Source organism: Paenibacillus taichungensis (genome assembly GCF_003287275.1).
GTDB classification, from domain to species: Bacteria; Bacillota; Bacilli; order Paenibacillales; family Paenibacillaceae; genus Paenibacillus; species Paenibacillus taichungensis_A.
Map to the genome: position 1 here is coordinate 565,432 of NZ_QEVW01000005.1, position 19,081 is coordinate 584,512.

Genomic DNA, 19,081 nt, shown 5'->3' on the forward strand with positions numbered 1-19,081 from the left:
ACTATCTCGTTCACTTCAAAAATTATAACATAGTCTGGTAATAGTGACAAGTAAGCGATCACTCAGCCATTTTAACTACTAATGAAGAAAAATTTACGTAATCACATTACAGACCATAAATAGATACTCAAAATGTCATTTTAGAACAAGGATAATTGATTGCTTTCCGGCAAACCACGGAAGCATCCCATGCCCGTCAGCAATTCAACAATTGTTTTACTTGCTTTGGACTTCTGCTGGAAATCTTCAATCGATAGGAATTCTCCATGTTCTCTTGCCGCAGCGATATTGCGTGCAGCATTATCCCCGATTCCTCCCAGTGCCGAAAACGGAGGAATAAGTGAATTTCCGTCAACGATAAACTTCGTCGCTTCCGAACGATACAGATCAATCGGCTTGAGCGAGAATCCGCGTGCTGCCATTTCCAATGCCATCTCAAGGACAGGCAGCATATTTTTTTCTTTTGGCGGTGCCTGGAAACCTAATTGTTCAATCTCTACGATCTTCCGATAGATGGGCTCATAGCCCTGACATACCAGTTCAATGTCAAACTCATCCGCACGAACTGTGAAGTATGTCGCGTAGTATTCAATTGGGTGATACAGCTTAAAGAAGGCTGTGCGCACTGCCGAGATAACATAGGCGGCCGCGTGGGCCTTTGGAAACATGTACTGGATTTTAAGACAGGAATCAATGTACCATTGCGGCACCTTGCAATTTTTCATCTCATCAATCCATTCTTGCGGCAAACCACGTCCCTTACGCACACTCTCCGTGATTTTAAAGGCAAGACTGGCGTCCATGCCCGCTTTATAGATCAGGAACAACATGATATCATCCCGGCAACCAATCACCGTTTTGATATTACAAGTTCCATTTTTAATTAAATCTTGTGCATTACCAAGCCATACCCCCGTACCATGAGACAATCCGGAAATCTGGAGTAGATCGGCAAAAGACGAAGGCTGAGATTCGATAAGCATCTGACGTACAAACTTCGTCCCCATCTCTGGTACACCAAAAGTGGCAACTGGTGAACGAATCTGCTCTGGCGTAACGCCGAGTGCCTCTGTAGAGTTGAACATGCTCATGACCTTAGGATCATTCATCGGAATGGTCGTTGGATCAATACCCGTCAAATCCTGCAGCATCCGCATCATAGTTGGATCATCGTGCCCCAGAATATCGAGTTTTAGCAAGTTCTCTTCGAAGGCGTGATAGTCAAAGTGTGTTGTTTTCCACTCCGCATTAACGTCATCCGCCGGGAATTGTACAGGCGTTACATCTTCCACTTCAATATAATCCGGTACAACAACAATACCACCGGGATGCTGCCCTGTACTACGTTTAACCCCGGTACAACCTGAGGCCAAACGGTTCAATTCTGCTCCGCGCCATTTCTTATGATGTTCTTCCTCATATTTCTTGGCAAAACCAAATGCTGTTTTCTCAGCTACTGTACCAATTGTGCCCGCACGGAACACACTCTTTTCGCTGAAAAGCACCTTCGTATAGTTATGGGCATGCGGCTGATAATCACCCGAGAAGTTCAAGTCAATATCGGGAACTTTGTCCCCTTTAAAACCTAGGAAAGTCTCAAACGGAATATCCTGCCCTTCGCCTTTTAATCGGCCTCCACAATCAGGGCATTCTTTCTCAGGAAGGTCAAATCCACTCGGCACGCTTCCGTCGAGGAACCACTCACTGTGCTTACACTCCGGATTCACACAAATATAGTGTGCTGGCAACGGATTAACCTCGGAAATCCCCAAGAAAGTAGCAACTACAGACGAACCAACTGATCCCCTCGAGCCAACAAGATAACCGTCCTGATTCGATTTTTTAACCAAACGTTCCGAGATCAGATAGTTGGCAGAAAAACCATATTTGATGATGGGATTCAGTTCTTTCTCCAGTCGTGCCACAATGACTTCCGGTAGTTCCTCACCATAAATCGACTTGGCGGTATTATAGCAGGTATTACGGATTTCATCGTCTGCACCTTCCAGAATCGGAGTGAACAGCTTATCCGGGAACAGCTTGATTTCCTCGAACCGATCCGCCAATTCAACCGTATTCGTAACAACGACTTCGTAGGCTTTATCTTGGCCCAGGTACTGGAACTCTTCCAGCATTTCATCTGTCGTTCTTAAGTGAGCGTCCGGTTTGCGTTGATCTTTAAGCGGGCTGAAGCCTGTAATTCCATGAATGGTGATATCCCGATATAGTTTGTCGCGCGGCTCCAGGTAATGAACGTTACCTGTGGCTATGACCGGTTTCCCCAATTTTTGACCGATGTCAACAACTTTACGAACCGCGAGCTTTAGTTCCTCAGGTGTAGCTACCAGCCCTTTATCCACCAAATGCATGTACATCGTCAAAGGCTGGATCTCCAGAATGTCATAGAAATGCGCTATCTCTTCCGCTTCTTCAAGAGATTTGTTCAGCACAGCCTCGAAAAATTCGCCTTTTTCACAACCAGATAAAATAATGAGACCTTCACGCAAATTGATCAGCTTCGATTTTGGAATACAAGGCACCCGTTTGAAATGCTCCGTATGGGAAAGTGATACCAGTTTATAAAGATTCTTTTTACCGACATCGTTCAAAGCATAGATTCCGCAATGGAATGGACGCGTATTTGAAAGGTCAACTCCGACATAATCATTAAGACGATCAAGCATGGTCAGACCTTTCATCTGGGCGGCATCATTAACCAATCCATTCAGTATACCTGCAAGCGCAATCGTATCATCAATCGCCCGGTGATGACTTTCCAGTGCTACTTTATATTTATCCGCCAGCGTATTCAGACGGTGGTTCTTCATTTTTGGATATAACAACCGTGCCAGTTCCAACGTATCGAGTACAGGGTTCTGAAGCTCAGGCATGCCAAGCTGTTTCAGCGAAGCCTGAATAAAGCCCATATCGAATCGCGCATTATGCGCAACCAATACTCCATCTCCGGCAAACTTCACAAAATCATGGATAACCGGTTCTAGCTCAGGTGCATCCTTTACCATTTCATCGTTAATGTTAGTCAACTGCTGAATGTTATATGGGATGCGCTCATGCGGATTTACAAACGTAGCAAAGCGGTCAATTTCTTTACCATCCTCTACCTTCACTGCCGCAATCTCGATGATCTTGTTCTGGGTTACAGACAGACCTGTGGTCTCAATATCAAAAACGATATATGTTGCTGATTTGAGTTCCAAAGGCTGCGGTGCCATAACAACAGCAACCGAATCGTTCACCACATTGGCCTCGAGGCCGTAGATCATTTTGATTCCGTTTTTCTTGGCCGCTTTGGACGCCTCCGGATACACCTGCACACCGCCATGATCACTTACCGCGATTGCCTTGTGTCCCCATTCCGCTGCAGTCTTTACGTATTTGTCGATTGAAGTTACGGCATCCATTGTACTCATTGTGGAGTGCAGGTGGAACTCAACCCGTTTCTCAGCTGCATTATCCTTACGGGATGGCGGTGCCTTTACTTCCATCAAATCTGAAGGAATCATGGCCAGTTCCGGAATTTGCATAAACCGGTCGTATTCAACGCGCCCACGGACTTTTACCCATTTTCCATTAGCCAGCAAGCTGAGGATTTTGACATCCTCTTTTGTTTTGGCAAACATCTTCATTTGCATGGAATCCGTGAAATCCGTCAGATAAAAAGTAAACAAGGTATTCCCGTTCCGCAATTCCTTGCGATCCAGACCGAAGACCGTCCCCTGCAACGTAACCTTTTTCTCTTCATCTTGAATTTCCTGCATAGGTACAGCTGGTTCCTTGATTTCATATCCCATTTGTAAGCGAACATCGCCTTGTTCTTCCTCTTCAGGCATTTCCGAGTCCACTTCACTCATCATCTGCTCAATGACTTGAAGCTCTTCTTCCCGCTTCTTGAGCTGGAATTGTTCCATCGCCTCTTTATTGCTTTCAACCTCACCAACCAGCAATTTGACCCGCAAAGGCAATTGAAAATACTTATCATAAAAAGTGGTTATAGCCTGATCGATCTGCTTCTTCTTCGCAAGCTCCATCGACATGGCATCACTCATGGTCAATTGCAGCAGATCTGCTTCACATTCAAACTTGGTACGATTCATCCAACCATTAACCGATGGGATCTCTCGTGTAACCCATTCAAGAAACAGATTCCAATACTCACTGACAATATCACCAATTGCGACCTGCTCACTATATTTGAAGCCAAACGTAATCTTGGAAATATGATTCATTTTCTCTTGGATATGCAGGCAAAATGTACGATAGATTGGAGCAGGAACCAAGGTATCCTTTGCAATCACAATAGTCCAATCGCGATTGCTACGGCTTGTCTCCACCCGTTCAATCCATCCATCCAAAAAGTAGGGCTCTATAAGGCCTGCTGGAAGCTCCGTCTGTTTCATCAACAACTCAAACCGTTTTCTCTTCTCCTCGAATCCACTCATCGTGTTCCTCCTTGTACCCCCTTAAAACAGGAAAAGCCTCTGCATTCAAAAATGTCCCCGATCCGAACCCGCACCGACTCATTTTATCCGACAGAAGCTCTCCATTCCTTACTCTTACGGTGAATAAGTGCTGTTAGTCAAGTCTTCCTGACTTAGTACGCTCTTGCAAACACTACCGTGTGTTTCGCTTGTTCACCACAAGCCAGGCACGTATGCTTTTCTTCCGCAGGCTGGAACGGAATATTCCGGCTTGTTGCACCTGTTACTTCTCTTACTTTATCTTCGCAAGCTTCTGAACCGCACCATCCAGCCAGTGTGAACCCGCGTTTGTTTTCCATCAATTCCTTCATCTCATCAAGCGTATCTACAGAGTAGAAGTTGTCCGACATAAACGTGCGGGCACGTTGCAGCATATCGGCTTGCACCTGAGTCAGCATCGTCTGGATTTCTTCTACCAGATTGGCTTGTTCAACAACTTTCTTCTCTCCAGTAATCCGAGAAACGAGAACACACACACCGTTCTCCATATCACGCGGACCAATTTCGAGACGAATAGGAACACCACGCATCTCGTATTCATTGAATTTCCAGCCTGGACGAACATCACTGCGATCATCCATTTTCACACGAATCCCCGCCTGTTTCAGCTCAGCAAACAACTCGTCCGCACGGCCTACAACAGCATCCCGTGTTTTTGGCGGTCCAATTGGAATCATGACGACTTGTGTTGGTGCAACTTTAGGAGGAAGAACCAGACCACGGTCATCTCCATGAACCATGATTAACGCACCGATCAAACGTGTACTTGTTCCCCATGAAGTGGTGTGAGCCAGTTCCAGCACGTTGTTACGGCTAAGATACTGAATCTCAAATGCTTTTGCAAAATTTGTACCCATATAATGAGAAGTTCCGGCTTGTACCGCACGCCCATCCTTCATCATCGCTTCGATGGAGAAGGTGTCTACAGCACCTGCAAATTTCTCGGATTTTGTTTTCTGACCCGTAATAACGGGGATCGCCAGATATTCTTCCACAACTTCACGGTAAATTTCAAGCATTTTCATCGTCTCTTCACGTGCTTCTTCTTCCGTCTCATGAGCCGTATGGCCCTCTTGCCATAAGAATTCACTTGTGCGAAGGAAAGGCAGTGTTCTCTTCTCCCAGCGAACCACGTTAGCCCATTGGTTGATCAGTACTGGCAAGTCACGATACGACTGAATCCACTTGGAGTACATGTGACCAATAATGGTTTCCGAAGTTGGGCGAATCGCCAGACGTTCTTCCAGCTTTTCTCCGCCTGCTTCCGTTACCCATGGCAATTCGGGATTGAAGCCTTCAACATGTTCTTTTTCTTTTTGGAAAAAGCTCTCCGGAATGAACATCGGGAAGTAAGCATTACGATGGCCGGTTTCACGGAAACGGCGGTCCATCTCATCCTTAATGTGCTCCCAGATTTCGAACCCGTCTGGTTTGAAAACAATACAACCGCGTACGGGCGAATAGTCCATGAGATCAGCTTTTTTAATAACATCAATGTACCAGCGTGAGAAATCCTCGCCCTGAGGTGTAATTTCAGTCACGAACTGTTTATCATTTTCCTTTGACATAAGACTCCAGCGTCCTCCCATAACGACTCTCTCTGAAAAGTCAGAGCGTAGTCAAACCATAATTATCCGTTAATTAATCGTAATATATCATTGTATGTTACTGCCAGCATCAGTACAAACAACATGGCGAAGCCGACAAAATGAACCATACCTTCCCGGTTCGGGTCAACGGGTCTGCCACGAAGCGCCTCAATCCCCAGGAAAACCAAACGGCTTCCGTCAAGCGCAGGAATAGGCAACAGGTTGAAGATACCAAGATAAAGGCTCAAAATGGCAGCCCATCTGGTTAATTGCTCAATACCCTGTTTTGCAATTTGGCCCGTAACCTCAAATGTACGCACCGGACCACCGATATCGTCCATGTTAAATTGATTAATGAGATGTCTGAATCCTTCAAAAATCACTCTGGTTGTATCCACCATGGCTACGCCGGACACTTTAAATGTTTCTACAAATCCAACAGAACGGGTTGGTAGCGTAGGTACAATACCAACTTTACCGCCTTCCTGGCCTTCTACCGCTCGAGGAGTAATCGTGATATTAAACGTTTCATTCCCCCGGCGCAGCGTCCACTCCATCGGCTTGTCTTTGGAATCAGCAATCATGCTGACCATTTTTTGCGAATCCGTGCCGATGGCCGTACCATTGATTGTCTCAATGATATCCCCCTTTTGCAGGTTCGCTTGGTAGGCAGCTCCACCTTCAAGCACTTCACCAATTTCCAGATTTTTCGGATTCTCAACTGGAACCCCAGCCATCTGTGCGTAGACTGCAAATAAAACAAATGCCAGGATGAAATTCATGAGGGGTCCGGCAAAAATCGCCATTGCCCGCTGACCCACCGTTTTACTGCCGAATTGGCGATCTTTCGGTGCAATCTGCGTTTGTTTTCCACGACTCACGAGCATCGCTTGCGGATGTATCCGGTACTGCTGAATTTCGCCATCCACATCGAGTTGCAATTTCAATGCATTCTCCATATCAATGGAGATCACTTCACCACGAATTACATTTTTTCGATTATCCAATTGATCGAGGTAGATCATTTTGACTTGGTCATCAGCCGACCTTACTGCAATTGTCTGACCTTCTTGAATTTCTACCAGTTCCGGGTCTTCCCCAGCCATACGTGCATACCCGCCAAAAGGCAGCAGACGCAATGTGAACTGGGTCTCGTTTCTTTTATATGAGAACAATTTGGGACCAAAACCGATCGCAAATTCCCGTACAAGAATACCGGCGCGTTTGGCAAAATAATAATGTCCCCATTCATGAACCGTCACGATGACAAAGAACATGAGCACCGTTAGAAATACCACTTGTATGGTTTCCAATCCCTATCCATCCTCCTTCACGGCACGAACCGCAGTCTGTCCCTTTAGATTATCATTATTCTCTGATGCTGCACAAGAGAATCACTTCTTCCATTTTATCTTGAAAAAAGAGATTACAGACTGAACGCAAGTTGACGGCTCTCCTGATCACATCTTGCGATTTCCTCCAGATCAGGCTCGTCCACATTGCGGTGTGCTTCCAGCACAGAAGCAATAATATCCTCTATTTTAAGGAACGAAATCTCTTTACGCAAGAAACGTGCTACAGCAACCTCGTTGGCTGCATTAAACGCCGTTGCTGCGGTTCCTCCCATTTTACCACATTCGTATGCCATTCTTAAACAAGGGAACCGTTCCATATCCATCTCACGGAAATGCAGTTTGCCCACTTGCGTTAGGGATAAACGTTGTGAAGGTGATGGTAAGCGGTCAGGATAGGTCAGTGCATACTGAATGGGAACACGCATGTCCGGATTACCAAGCTGGGCAATAATGCTTGTATCATTAAACTCCACGTAGGAATGAATGATGCTCTCTGGGTGAAACAATACATCAATCTGATCATAACTTAGTCCAAACAGCCAATGCGCTTCAATAACTTCCAGACCTTTATTCACCATCGTCGCCGAGTCTATCGTAATCTTCGACCCCATCGACCAGTTAGGATGTTTTAGTGCATCTTCTACGGTAACTTCCTTGAGTTGTTCACGAGACAAATCACGGAACGATCCTCCAGAGGCCGTAAGTGTAATTCCCATCACGCGTTCACGAGGTTCTCCATTCAAGCATTGGAAGATAGCCGAGTGCTCACTATCCACAGGCAGAATCGGTACCCCTTTCGCAGTCGCTCTTGCAGTAACAATGTGACCCGCTGTAATTAGCGTCTCTTTGTTAGCCAGCCCGATCTTTTTGCCTGCATCAATAGCAGCCAGGGTTGACTCAAGCCCTACACTCCCCATTACAGCAGTAACAACCGTATCTGCATCCGTTCCGGCAGCAACTTCTACCAATCCTTCTTTGCCATAAAAAAGCTGTGTTTCGACAGGTAGGTGCGGTGCCACGGCCTCTGCCAGCTCTTTTGAGCCAACTGATACCTTTTTGGGTCGATAACGCTTCGCTTGCTCAATCAGCAGCTCTATATTGCTCCCAGCAGCCAGTCCCTCTACTTGAAAGCGTTCGGGATGCATATCGACTACATCCAGTGTCTGAGTTCCAATGGAACCGGTTGACCCGAGAATCGCAATTTTTTTCATGCTGCACCTCATCTTTATTTATCCAATGCCTATGACGAATAGTTCGTCATATGGCTTGTGCTCATTTTTAATAGGGCAGAAGCATTAGTATATGTACGAATGGAAAAACGACAATCCAGCTGTCGCACCGATCCAGAATACCGCCATGCCCCGGGAGCAAAGTGCCGGAATCTTTGATGTTATACACACGTTTGTAAGCAGATTGAATCAGATCTCCCATTTGTCCTACAACCGCGCATGCAATCCCAATCCATACCGCTCTTTGCCAAGACAACAAGCCGTCTGACACCAATGCAAATACAACAGAAGTGACTACCGCGATCACAATACCACCCAGTGCACCTTCCACCGTTTTATTAGGACTGATCGACGGCCAAAGTTTGTTCTTCCCGATAAGTTTCCCTACAAAGTAGGCACCTGCATCACTTGCCCATATGGAGCCCAGAAGCAGAAACGTCCAGAACAACCCATGATGCAAATGTCTGGATTCCGCGATGTAATAAAAACCGATTCCAATATACATTACTCCCAGAAAGAGCATGGCAACAGTGTTTACAGGAATTTTGTTTTTAGTTACCACAGAGGCCGTCATTAATACAAGCATCACAAGCCATCCGATCTGGAATAACGTTAGTGGTCTGGTTTCCCAAACCATTTCCCAAGGAAACACAATCGCAAAGATACCTGCATAACCGATTAGGGCTACACCTGAAAAAGGCTGTACCCCGGTCATTTTCACAAATTCATAATAACCGATGAGAGCCATAAGCAGTACCAAGCCATGGTACCAGGGTCCGCCCAGCATGCAAAAACCCAAAAATAACACACCTGCTATGATTCCTGTCGTTAGTCGCTGTTTCAACGGCTTCATCCTCCATCTATTTCAAACCGCCGTAACGCCTTGTTCTGCGCTGATATTCGGCTACTGCTTCAAGCAAATGCTTTTTGCCAAATTCGGGCCAGTATATATCCGTAAACCATAATTCGCTATATGCGAGCTGCCAAAGCATGAAATTGCTTAATCTCAACTCTCCGCTCGTCCGGATTAGCAAATCCGGATCAGGCATATCCCCAGTGAGCATATGTCTGTCAATGAGTTCAGGCGTAATATCGTCTGCCGATAGTTCCCCCGACTTTACCTGCAGAGCGATCTGTTTGACACAGTCCGTCATTTCGCGACGACTTCCGTAGTTCATTGCAAAATTCAAAACAAGCCCTGTGTTATGTTCCGTAAGACGAATAGCTTCACGCAAAGCATTAATGGTATGGGAAGGTAAGTGCTCCTCCTGGCCCATCATACGGATGCGTACATTTTTTTCTATAAGCTCATCCAGCTCTATCGCCAAAAATTCTTGCGGAAGCCGCATCAGAAAATCCACTTCTTCTTTTGGACGCGTCCAGTTTTCTGTCGAAAAAGCGTACATCGTCAGATATTTGATGCCCAGTTCATCCGCCGCGATGGTCGCACGTTTGACCGCCTTCATCCCATTCTGGTGGCCAGCTATTCGTGGGAGACCCAAACGTTTCGCCCATCGTCCATTGCCGTCCATAATGATGGCGACGTGCTGCGGGATATTATCCTCGGATATAGTCAGCGTTTCCTGCTTGTCAGCCCCATTCCACCACGACCGAACCCGTTTGATCATTCCTGTTCCTCCAAAATCCCTGAAGTTTCTTCACCTGAAGCTTGGAAAAAGAGACAAAACCCCACCGTATTGGAGGGGCTGCGCTTGTCTTACACTTCCATGATTTCTTTTTCTTTGGCAGCGAGTACCTTATCGACTTCAGCAATAAACTTGTCGGTCGATTTTTGGATGTCGTCTTGATGTCTCCGGGACTCATCCTCGGAAATGTCTGACTTCTCCATTTTTTTAATATCATCATTCGCATCACGGCGAATATTACGAATGGCTACTTTGCCTTCTTCACCGAACTTTTTCGTCAACTTCACAAGTTCTTGTCTGCGTTCTTCCGTAAGAGCCGGAATGGACAGACGAATCATCGTTCCGTCGTTCGCTGGCGTAAGGCCAAGATCGGATTTCATAATTGCACGCTCAATATCCCCCATGGAGGATTTATCCCACGGCTGGATCATCAGTGTGCGGGAATCCGGTGTACTGATATTAGCCAATTGGTTGAGCGGAGTCATTGCACCGTAATACTCTACTTGAATCCGGTCTAGAAGAGCCGGAGTTGCACGACCTGCACGCAAAGTGGCAAGATCACGTCGTAACGCTTGAATCGCTTTATCCATACGTTCTTCGGCATGTTTTTTAACCGCTTGTGGCATTAATCTACACTCCCTTTAACGATTGTCCCGATGCGTTCACCAAGAACAACACGTTTGATGTTACCTTGTTCCGTAATGGCAAATACGATCAACGGAATGTTGTTGTCCTTACACAGCGAGGACGCCGTTGAATCCATTACACCAAGATCTTTGTTAAGTATATCCATGTAAGTCAACTGATCAAACTTGACAGCTGTGCTGTCTTTAAACGGATCTGCTGAGTATACACCATCAACTTTATTTTTGGCCATCAAGATGACTTCTGCTTCGATCTCTGCTGCGCGCAGTGCTGCTGTTGTATCGGTGGAGAAGAACGGGTTACCTGTACCTGCTGCAAAAATAACGACCCGGCCTTTCTCCAGATGACGAATAGCTCTACGACGAATATAAGGCTCCGCAATTTGTTGCATGGCAATCGATGTCTGTACGCGAGTAGGCACTTCAATCTGTTCCAGTGCATCTTGCAGGGCGAGCGAGTTCATAACCGTCGCCAGCATCCCCATATAATCGGCAGTTGCTCTGTCGATGCCGTTCTCGCTACCGGCAATTCCGCGCCAGATGTTTCCGCCGCCGCACACGATAGCAACCTGTACACCTAGTTCAACTACTTCTTTTACTTGCTGGGCAATCGACGAGATCGTCTCTGCATCAATACCGTAGCCATTTTGACCGGAAAGAGACTCTCCGCTGACCTTTAAGACAACACGTTTAAATACTGGCTGTTCCAATTATTCACCCTCCACTTTGAATTGAACACCCTCGGTGTTCAACCAACAAAACTTCTCGCGCATGGCCTCCTGCTTAAAAAGAAAGGAACACAGTTGTGTTCCGCTCTTTTAGGAAAAACGTTCAACCGGTAAGGCATTGTTTTCCTGGGATATAAGGGAGTAGCGCTTCGAAGTTTCATCATTCTTATATCTTCGAAAATCATTCCTGCTTGCCGGTTAGAAAACCGTCTTATTTGTTTACTTGGGACATAACTTCTTCTACGAAGTTGTCTACTTTTTTCTCAAGACCTTCACCCAATTCGTAACGAACGAAACGACGGATGGAGATGTTTTCACCGATTTGGCTGATTTTTTCATTCAACAGTTGGGAGATTGTTTTGTCAGGATCTTTAACAAAGGTTTGCTCCAACAGGCAGAATTCTTCGTAATATTTACCGATGCGGCCTTCAACCATTTTTTCAACGATTTTTTCTGGTTTGCCTTCGTTCAGAGCTTGAGCTTTCAAGATTTCTTTCTCTTTTTCCAGCTCTTCTGTAGGAACTTCTTCACGAGTAACAAATTTCGGGCTCGCTGCTGCGATTTGCATAGCGATGTCCTTAACGAAATCTTTGAATTGATCTGTTTTACCTACGAAGTCAGTTTCGCAGTTCACTTCTACCAGTACACCAATACGACCACCAGCGTGGATATAAGATTCTACAACGCCTTCAGTTGCTGCACGGCCAGCTTTGCTTGCTGCTGCTGACAGACCTTTTTCACGAAGCAATTCAGCTGCTTTCGTGATGTCACCGTTTGCTTCTTCCAGTGCTTTTTTGCAATCGAGCATACCTGCGCCCGTTTTTTCACGGAGTTCTTTTACTGCACTCGCATTAACTGCCATTATTAATTCCCTCCAAAAATAAGTAATTGTACGTACACTCTAAAAAAAGGGCAGTGAGAGGTTATCCACCTACCAACCACCCTTTTCATTTAATTCATTAGATATGTTCGAATCTATTAAGCGGAAGTTTCTTCGCCTTGGTTAGCTTCGATAACGGCATCAGCCATTTTACCTGTCAACAGCTTAACGGCGCGGATTGCGTCGTCGTTACCCGGGATAACATAATCGATCTCATCCGGATCGCAGTTAGTATCAACGATACCTACAATTGGGATACCCAATTTGCGAGCTTCCGCAACAGCGATACGCTCTTTGCGTGGATCGATGATGAACAGGGCGCTTGGCAGGCCTTTCATATTTTTAATACCGCCGAGGAATTTCTCCAGGCGATCTTTCTCTTTGCGAAGCAAGATTACTTCTTTTTTAGGCAATACAGCGAAAGTACCGTCTTCTTCCCAAGCTTCCAACTGTTTCAAACGATCAATACGTTTTTGAATAGTTGAGAAGTTAGTCAGGGTACCGCCGAGCCAACGTTGGTTAATGTAGAATTGACCAGCGCGTTCAGCTTCTTCTTTAACGGAATCTTGAGCTTGTTTCTTAGTACCCACGAAAAGAATTGTACCATTCTCTCCTGCGATTCCTTTAACGAAGTTGTAAGCCTCTTCGACTTTTTTCACTGTCTTTTGCAAGTCAATGATATAAATTCCGTTTCTTTCAGTGAAGATATAACGATCCATTTTTGGGTTCCAACGACGAGTTTGGTGACCGAAGTGTACCCCAGCTTCGAGAAGCTGCTTCATGGAGATTACTGCCATCTTCACACACCTCCTAATATGGTTTTATTGTGTCCTCCGCCGGCATCATTTTTCGCCAAGACTCTCCATCAGGAAAGCACCCTCAACAAAATTAGCACATGCGTGTGTTTTAACACCGTTATTTAATATAGCATAACTGATTGCCTGATGCAACAGTCTTTCAAAGCAAATTTCCGAACCTTCATAGCGATACAGAACTTGTCATTATTTATACATAAAAACCGTCCTGCCTGAGCGCACTCAGTTTGACGGTTCTTTTGTAATCTTGGCAATAATGGATTTGAAGCTTTCGCCTTTTTCCAAGTCATAGGTACCGACTTGTATTTTGGTATTAATTCGCTCTGCTCTGCCCGCCTTTATGAAAGCTTCTGCACTCTCGACAATCCCGGCTTTCTCCAGATTCCCGGCCACGATGGCTAGACTGTTGCCTGAACGCACTTTGAACGTTACGGTAGCCGCAGCTTCGGGACTGTTAGGAGTTGACGGTTCGGTCGTCTTTGGCTGATCGACTTCGTCCTGTTTGTCGCTTTCATTAGTGGCAGGTTGCTTTGGATCATCAGGTTGCTCCGGTTTCACAGCTGATTCTGCAACTTCAGGTGCCGTTGCAGTTTTCCCCTGTAGTTCACTGCTTTCTTGTTTCTTCTTCGCTACCCACTCAGCTTCTGTAAACAGCTCATCATCAGAAGCTACAAGCTTCATGTCCATGCTCTTTGCAGCTGCTTCAAGCTGTTCCATTGTCAGATTGGCTGTAGCCAACTCAGGGTCGAGATTACTCTCAGACAGTGCATTTTGTCCAACCGTTGCAAGCTGCAGCAATACTGCACCAACAATCATGCCACTTCCAAGTCCAATCCATAAGGAGCGCTTGTCCATCTGTTAGCTCTCCTCCCGTTCTGCCAGCTGTAAAATCAGCTGTACTTCTCCACGTTGTATGCCTGTCTGCTTGGCAATGGCATCCACTGACTTTCCTTCAGCATATAGATTAAACAGCTCTGCATATCGGTCCTTAATGGATTCACGTACAGGCTTAGGTTCTTGTACAGCGGCCTGCTGTTCTGCTTCTGACACCTGTTGGGCCGAATCTGCTCGCACACTGTCTACAAGCGCCTGTGCTTGCAATCCGCTTGTGCTATGTACTGGAATTATATTGGAGGATATGCCTGTTTCTGTCATTTTACTTTCTTCCAGTTGATCCAGCCTCCGCTGTAATTCCTGAAGCTGTGATTGCATACGCTGATCTGCCGCCGTCGCCTCACCCTTCATTTCAGCAACACGCTGAATGAGAGCATCATTATCGTTCTCTATCTCAGTCATATAATGTTCAAGCGTAGATTCCATCTCTTGCACCAGGTGATGCCCAGGCTCCTGCACTTTGTTTTTCTTGGGCATGACAAGCGCATATGCAATTGCGCAGGCTCCTAATATGACAATAATGATCCATGGTGACAAATTGGGTTCTCTCCTTTTAATGCAGCCATCGATGTTTAAGACTACATGTGAGTCACATGTCATCCATTACAACGACAGGTCAATATGTTTTCCTTTGTAGGGATGCTCAGCAGGTTTGACAGTTTCCAGCGCTGAAGTAACTTCAGATTCATTGGAGCCGCTCTGCTGCTCTTTGTTTCTAGATTGACCATCGCGTACATCTGTGTGCGCTGTTTCATCCAGCGCCTCGCTTCGTTGCCTTGCTTCATTTGCTTCTTTGGCCGTTTGTTCCGCTAGCAGGTTCTGGTCAATGATCGGTCTCTGCTGGGCTTCATTCTGATAACGCCCCGCCTCACTTGTTCTAGGTACGGCAATCTGCAATTCAACCGCTTTGAAACTCATACGCTCACCTCACGGTATCGAATGGATTTCTTCATGTGCTTGAATGCTGTACTTAAACGAATGGAACCATCGTTATATCCCCATCATGATAATAAAAAGATATTCGACTTACCGGATCTTTAATAAATTTGGTGTATCTGCCGATAACTATTCTAGAGCCTCCATAAATCATCTTATGAATATCGACGCGAGCCCGACTTGTATCTTCAAGAACCTTCTCAATTTCAAAGATACGTGTTTTCGTCTCCTCGCTAAGACGAAGGGCAGATTTTTGAGTAGCACTTAGTTTGATTCGCATGGACATTCTATCCGGGGTCAGTTGGCCTGCAGCAGCTAACTGATCCAATAAAGTCAAAGCTTTTTTCGTTTTATCCAAAGCATCCATTTGCTCTTTGACTTCCTTACGCAAGTCACTTAACTCATTACGGAGCTTAGGCAATACCCCTACTTCAATGGAAGTCACAGTAGACATACTGTTGCCGACGACGCGTGCTGACACCTTTTCTCCAGCCTGGATCGACCCGCCAACGATAAGTCCTTTGGTACCTTCACAGATTACCGCATGACCTGCACGAATCGTGGAATGCATAATACTTTGGGATACCAGGACATTTTCAGCCGCATCGACGTTGCCTTCTTGAATAAAGGTACATTTCACGTTATGTCCTGCTTGTATAAGCCCTTTGTTATAACCAATAATACCGCCAGTAATTTCGACAGAGCCACCTGCTTCCAACTCCGCTCCTTCGACACCTCCGACGACACGTATATCCCCCGCCGCTTTTACTTTAAATCCGGTAAGCACATTGCCGCGGATGACAACTGTACCCACAAAATCGATGTTACCGATGTTATAATCCACATCGCCATTGATCTCGTACACCGGAAACACATTCAATTTGTTGCCTTCTGTTTTGGTAACTAATCCATCTAGAGCGGCATACATCGCGGATCCATCAGGGTTAACCACAACATTTTTCCCCACTTTGAAGCGTGCTTCTTTCCCTGGACGAAACGGTATTTCTTCACCTGTTACAGCCCTTCCCATCATGCCATCCACAGGAGGAATTCGTTCGGCAATGATTTGACCTGTTCGAACATTGTTTAAGCGAGTCACTTCTTTGTAATCGACTGTTCCATTCTCTGCTTCCAAAGGTCGCCGTTCATTGGAATCGTCCATGCCCACCAGCACTTTAATAAAGCCATTCGTTCCAGGTACTGGTTTAATACCTTCGGCAATCTTGTATCGATCCTTCACGTACATCTCAGGATGACTCGCAAAAACAAGCAACGCTTCGCTCAGCACACCATACTTAATACCCTGACTCGCTATAAATTTTTCGAGCTCATCCGGTGTACAGGCAAAACCTTCTTCCTGTTTGGAAAATTCAAGGTAGGCCGTACTTTTATCATCTGATAAAACAATGCTCAAACACTGTTCCAAAACAGTCTGCTGTGTCAATGCATTTCTTCCCCCTTTTAGGCTTTCCACTCCCCAATATCCAATGTTAATGCTCTCTATTCATATATTACTATATTAATCTTTACGCATAAGCAAGTCTTTCTGTTTATCCAGTGTTCCACGTAACCGTAAAATGGCCTTTGAGTGCAGTTGTGAGATACGTGACGGAGAAAGAGACATTACTTCAGCAATCTCACTAAGAGAGAGATCTTCATAGTATAAAAGTGAAACAACCGTTCTCTCTTTGACCGTCAATTTTTCAAGCCCTTGCACTAAAGCTTCTTTTAAGTAGAATTCATTTACTTTGTAATCCGGGTTTTTTGCTTTTTCATCGACCATTAATGAAAGTCGAGTCTCGGACTCTTCTTCCCGTATTGGGTCTTCCAGAGAGCAAAGCGACATAACTGCAACTTCTTGAAGCATATGTTGAAAGTCTTTCGTAGACACGTCGAGATACTGGCTCATTTCTTCGTCACTAACAGAACGCAAGTATGTCTGCTCTAGCTGCTGGTAAGCATCTTCAATCCGCTTTGCTTTCTCCCGCACGGAACGAGGAACCCAATCTCCTTGACGCAAACCATCAAGAATTGCACCGCGCACTCGCCAGGATGCGTACGTCTCAAATTGAAGACCACGTTCATAGTCAAATTTCTCCAACGCATCAATCAATCCCATAACTCCATTGCTCTCTAGATCATCTTTCGGGACATTTTTGGGCAGACCAACAGCCAAACGCCCGGATACATAGTTTACAATATGAAGATACTTTTCGATCAAACTTTTCTTGGCTTCAAGATCGCCTTGTTCTTTCCACTTTTCCCACAAGTCAGCGTGGTTCAAATGTGAAGCTTTACGCTCGTTCAATTGCTTTCACCCTCCTTATTTGTCTGTCAGGTGACGAACGGCCTGCGCCAACTCCTCCGGATCTTTGGTCCGGACAAGTTTAGGCGGATCCAAAGGGGCAAATCCCGTTGGAGCTTTCGTCTCAGATGGTGGAAGGTTTTCCCCAGAGGAGGCGTTCTGTCCATGTTTGAGCAAGTCGTTCAGCTCTTGTCCATCGTCTTCGAGTTTAATGTCCACCTGTGAACCTCTTAGTTCTTGAGCGCCCGGTGAATCATAACCATACCCATTCCCCTCTACTGAAGGGTTCAGCAGCAATCCCAGTCCCCAGCGTAAACCATAAGCAAGGACAAACCAGGCTACAAAGCCGATCAACCCGCGTATTAAGCTGGTCATCAACACATTGCTGCTGTATGCTACAAAAAAAGTCAGAATAAATCCGACTATGCCTGCTCCAAGATTAATACGGTAGTTTCCTATCATGTCTTATAGTTCCTTTACACCCATTTGGACACTTCGAATAGTCAAAAGTCCAGTTTCACAGTCCATTTCAATCGTTCGTCCGTAATTCCCACCGGTATCTTCGGCAAGAAGTGGAATCCCAAGCTTTTCTAACCATTCCCGACAAGAATCCGCATTCCTCGGTCCGATACGCATCGTATCCCCAGCCCCCGCGAAGGCAAACATCTGAGACCCACCAGCCATTTTGGACACAATACGTGAACGAGATGCACCGAGTTGTATCATTCTTTGTAACAATTCCGGCAATGCCGTATCCGCATATTTGGCTTTGTTCAAAGTTCCTTCACGAGCAATCTCTGAAGTGGGGAGCATGACATGCGCCATTCCGGCAAGCTTCAAATGCGGATCATACATTGTTAATCCAACACAAGAGCCCAAGCCAGTCGTACGGATTACGCCGGGAAGATGAGCAATGTTCAAATCCGCCATACCGACTTTAACGACGCTTTTGTCCTCAATCATGATTCAGTGGCACCCCTAGAGATTCAAATATCTTAGCAAATGATGGCGGATCTGGAATCAGGAAAAATTGACCCTCGACCTGATCTTCGCCTTCAAAGAAAGAAGTGTCAATCAATAATGCATCGTCGCCCATTTCACCAAATTGCAACAAACCATAACTCAAAATGGCTCCTGCCATATCAATAGCAAGTCCAGGAACGGTCGGATACATAGATAATTTCGTGAAATCTGCCAAAGAAGAAAGGTATGACCCCGCCAAAATATTCCCGATTTCGGATAGAGCCGATTGTTCCATTTCTGTGAATGCAAGACCTTCCTTCAGATCAAAACCAGCAAGCCGGTTCAGCAGCATTTTAGCAGCCTCAGGTGCCATCATAAAGAACAGATTCCCTGGTGCTTCACCTTCAACACGAAGAAATACGGTAACAACAATACGTTCATCTCCGCCCACTTTTTCAGCAACTTCTTCAAAAGGAAGCATCTGTACTGTAGGTACACCCATGTCAATCGGTCTATTAAGAAGCTGAGACAACGCCGTTGCGGCGTTGCCTGCTCCAATGTTACCGACCTCTTTGAGCACATCCATCTGGAAACCCTC

Annotated in this window: 18 protein-coding genes; all 18 read right to left on the reverse strand. The window is 45.6% G+C overall.

The window, feature by feature from the left end; all coding sequences use genetic code 11:
- Positions 1 to 140: 140 nt before the first annotated feature.
- A complete protein-coding gene (locus tag DC345_RS07765) occupies positions 141 to 4,460 on the reverse strand; it encodes a PolC-type DNA polymerase III (RefSeq protein ID WP_113052609.1) in 4,320 nt (1,439 codons plus the stop codon).
- Between the two features lie 152 nt (positions 4,461 to 4,612).
- Positions 4,613 to 6,067, reverse strand: a complete 1,455-nt coding sequence (proS, locus tag DC345_RS07770) for a proline--tRNA ligase (RefSeq protein WP_113052610.1) — start codon at positions 6,065 to 6,067, stop codon at positions 4,613 to 4,615.
- A gap of 62 nt (positions 6,068 to 6,129) precedes the next feature.
- A complete protein-coding gene (rseP, locus tag DC345_RS07775; protein WP_076289526.1) occupies positions 6,130 to 7,401 on the reverse strand; it encodes an RIP metalloprotease RseP in 1,272 nt (423 codons plus the stop codon).
- Positions 7,402 to 7,514: 113 nt separating this feature from the next.
- Positions 7,515 to 8,654, reverse strand: a complete 1,140-nt coding sequence (locus DC345_RS07780) for a 1-deoxy-D-xylulose-5-phosphate reductoisomerase (protein WP_113052611.1) — start codon at positions 8,652 to 8,654, stop codon at positions 7,515 to 7,517.
- A 67-nt stretch (positions 8,655 to 8,721) separates the two neighbouring features.
- Positions 8,722 to 9,516 carry a phosphatidate cytidylyltransferase gene (locus tag DC345_RS07785; RefSeq protein ID WP_113052612.1) on the reverse strand — a complete coding sequence of 265 codons (795 nt, stop codon included), beginning with the start codon at positions 9,514 to 9,516 and terminating at the stop codon, positions 8,722 to 8,724.
- Positions 9,517 to 9,532: 16 nt separating this feature from the next.
- Positions 9,533 to 10,300 (reverse strand): isoprenyl transferase, encoded by a 768-nt coding sequence (locus tag DC345_RS07790; protein WP_063566384.1) that lies wholly within the window; start codon positions 10,298 to 10,300, stop codon positions 9,533 to 9,535.
- A gap of 89 nt (positions 10,301 to 10,389) precedes the next feature.
- The gene (gene frr / locus DC345_RS07795; RefSeq protein WP_024630246.1) at positions 10,390 to 10,944 is read right to left on the reverse strand and encodes a ribosome recycling factor; all 555 of its coding nucleotides are present in this window, start codon (positions 10,942 to 10,944) and stop codon (positions 10,390 to 10,392) included.
- Entirely contained in the window at positions 10,944 to 11,672 is a 729-nt protein-coding gene (gene pyrH / locus DC345_RS07800; protein ID WP_024630245.1) for a UMP kinase, read from the reverse strand. The genes frr and pyrH overlap by 1 nt, the downstream gene beginning before the upstream one ends.
- A gap of 229 nt (positions 11,673 to 11,901) precedes the next feature.
- Complete coding sequence (gene tsf / locus DC345_RS07805; protein ID WP_062326078.1) at positions 11,902 to 12,552, reverse strand: translation elongation factor Ts; 651 nt, start codon at positions 12,550 to 12,552, stop codon at positions 11,902 to 11,904.
- A gap of 116 nt (positions 12,553 to 12,668) precedes the next feature.
- Positions 12,669 to 13,367 carry a 30S ribosomal protein S2 gene (gene rpsB, locus DC345_RS07810; RefSeq protein ID WP_024630243.1) on the reverse strand — a complete coding sequence of 233 codons (699 nt, stop codon included), beginning with the start codon at positions 13,365 to 13,367 and terminating at the stop codon, positions 12,669 to 12,671.
- Between the two features lie 240 nt (positions 13,368 to 13,607).
- Entirely contained in the window at positions 13,608 to 14,240 is a 633-nt protein-coding gene (locus DC345_RS07815; protein ID WP_113052613.1) for an endolytic transglycosylase MltG, read from the reverse strand.
- A gap of 3 nt (positions 14,241 to 14,243) precedes the next feature.
- Positions 14,244 to 14,816 carry a DUF6115 domain-containing protein gene (locus DC345_RS07820; protein WP_113052614.1) on the reverse strand — a complete coding sequence of 191 codons (573 nt, stop codon included), beginning with the start codon at positions 14,814 to 14,816 and terminating at the stop codon, positions 14,244 to 14,246.
- Between the two features lie 66 nt (positions 14,817 to 14,882).
- Complete coding sequence (locus tag DC345_RS07825) at positions 14,883 to 15,197, reverse strand: hypothetical protein (protein WP_113052615.1); 315 nt, start codon at positions 15,195 to 15,197, stop codon at positions 14,883 to 14,885.
- Between the two features lie 52 nt (positions 15,198 to 15,249).
- Positions 15,250 to 16,659, reverse strand: a complete 1,410-nt coding sequence (locus tag DC345_RS07830; protein ID WP_113052616.1) for a DUF342 domain-containing protein — start codon at positions 16,657 to 16,659, stop codon at positions 15,250 to 15,252.
- Between the two features lie 75 nt (positions 16,660 to 16,734).
- Positions 16,735 to 17,523, reverse strand: coding sequence for a FliA/WhiG family RNA polymerase sigma factor (locus DC345_RS07835; RefSeq protein ID WP_072732409.1), 789 nt, complete (start codon positions 17,521 to 17,523; stop codon positions 16,735 to 16,737).
- Between the two features lie 15 nt (positions 17,524 to 17,538).
- Entirely contained in the window at positions 17,539 to 17,982 is a 444-nt protein-coding gene (locus DC345_RS07840; RefSeq protein ID WP_113052617.1) for a hypothetical protein, read from the reverse strand.
- Positions 17,983 to 17,985: 3 nt separating this feature from the next.
- Complete coding sequence (locus DC345_RS07845; RefSeq protein WP_063566391.1) at positions 17,986 to 18,483, reverse strand: chemotaxis protein CheD; 498 nt, start codon at positions 18,481 to 18,483, stop codon at positions 17,986 to 17,988.
- The gene (locus DC345_RS07850) at positions 18,476 to 19,069 is read right to left on the reverse strand and encodes a chemotaxis protein CheC (RefSeq protein WP_113052864.1); all 594 of its coding nucleotides are present in this window, start codon (positions 19,067 to 19,069) and stop codon (positions 18,476 to 18,478) included. The genes DC345_RS07845 and DC345_RS07850 overlap by 8 nt, the downstream gene beginning before the upstream one ends.
- Between the last annotated feature and the right edge of the window lie 12 nt (positions 19,070 to 19,081).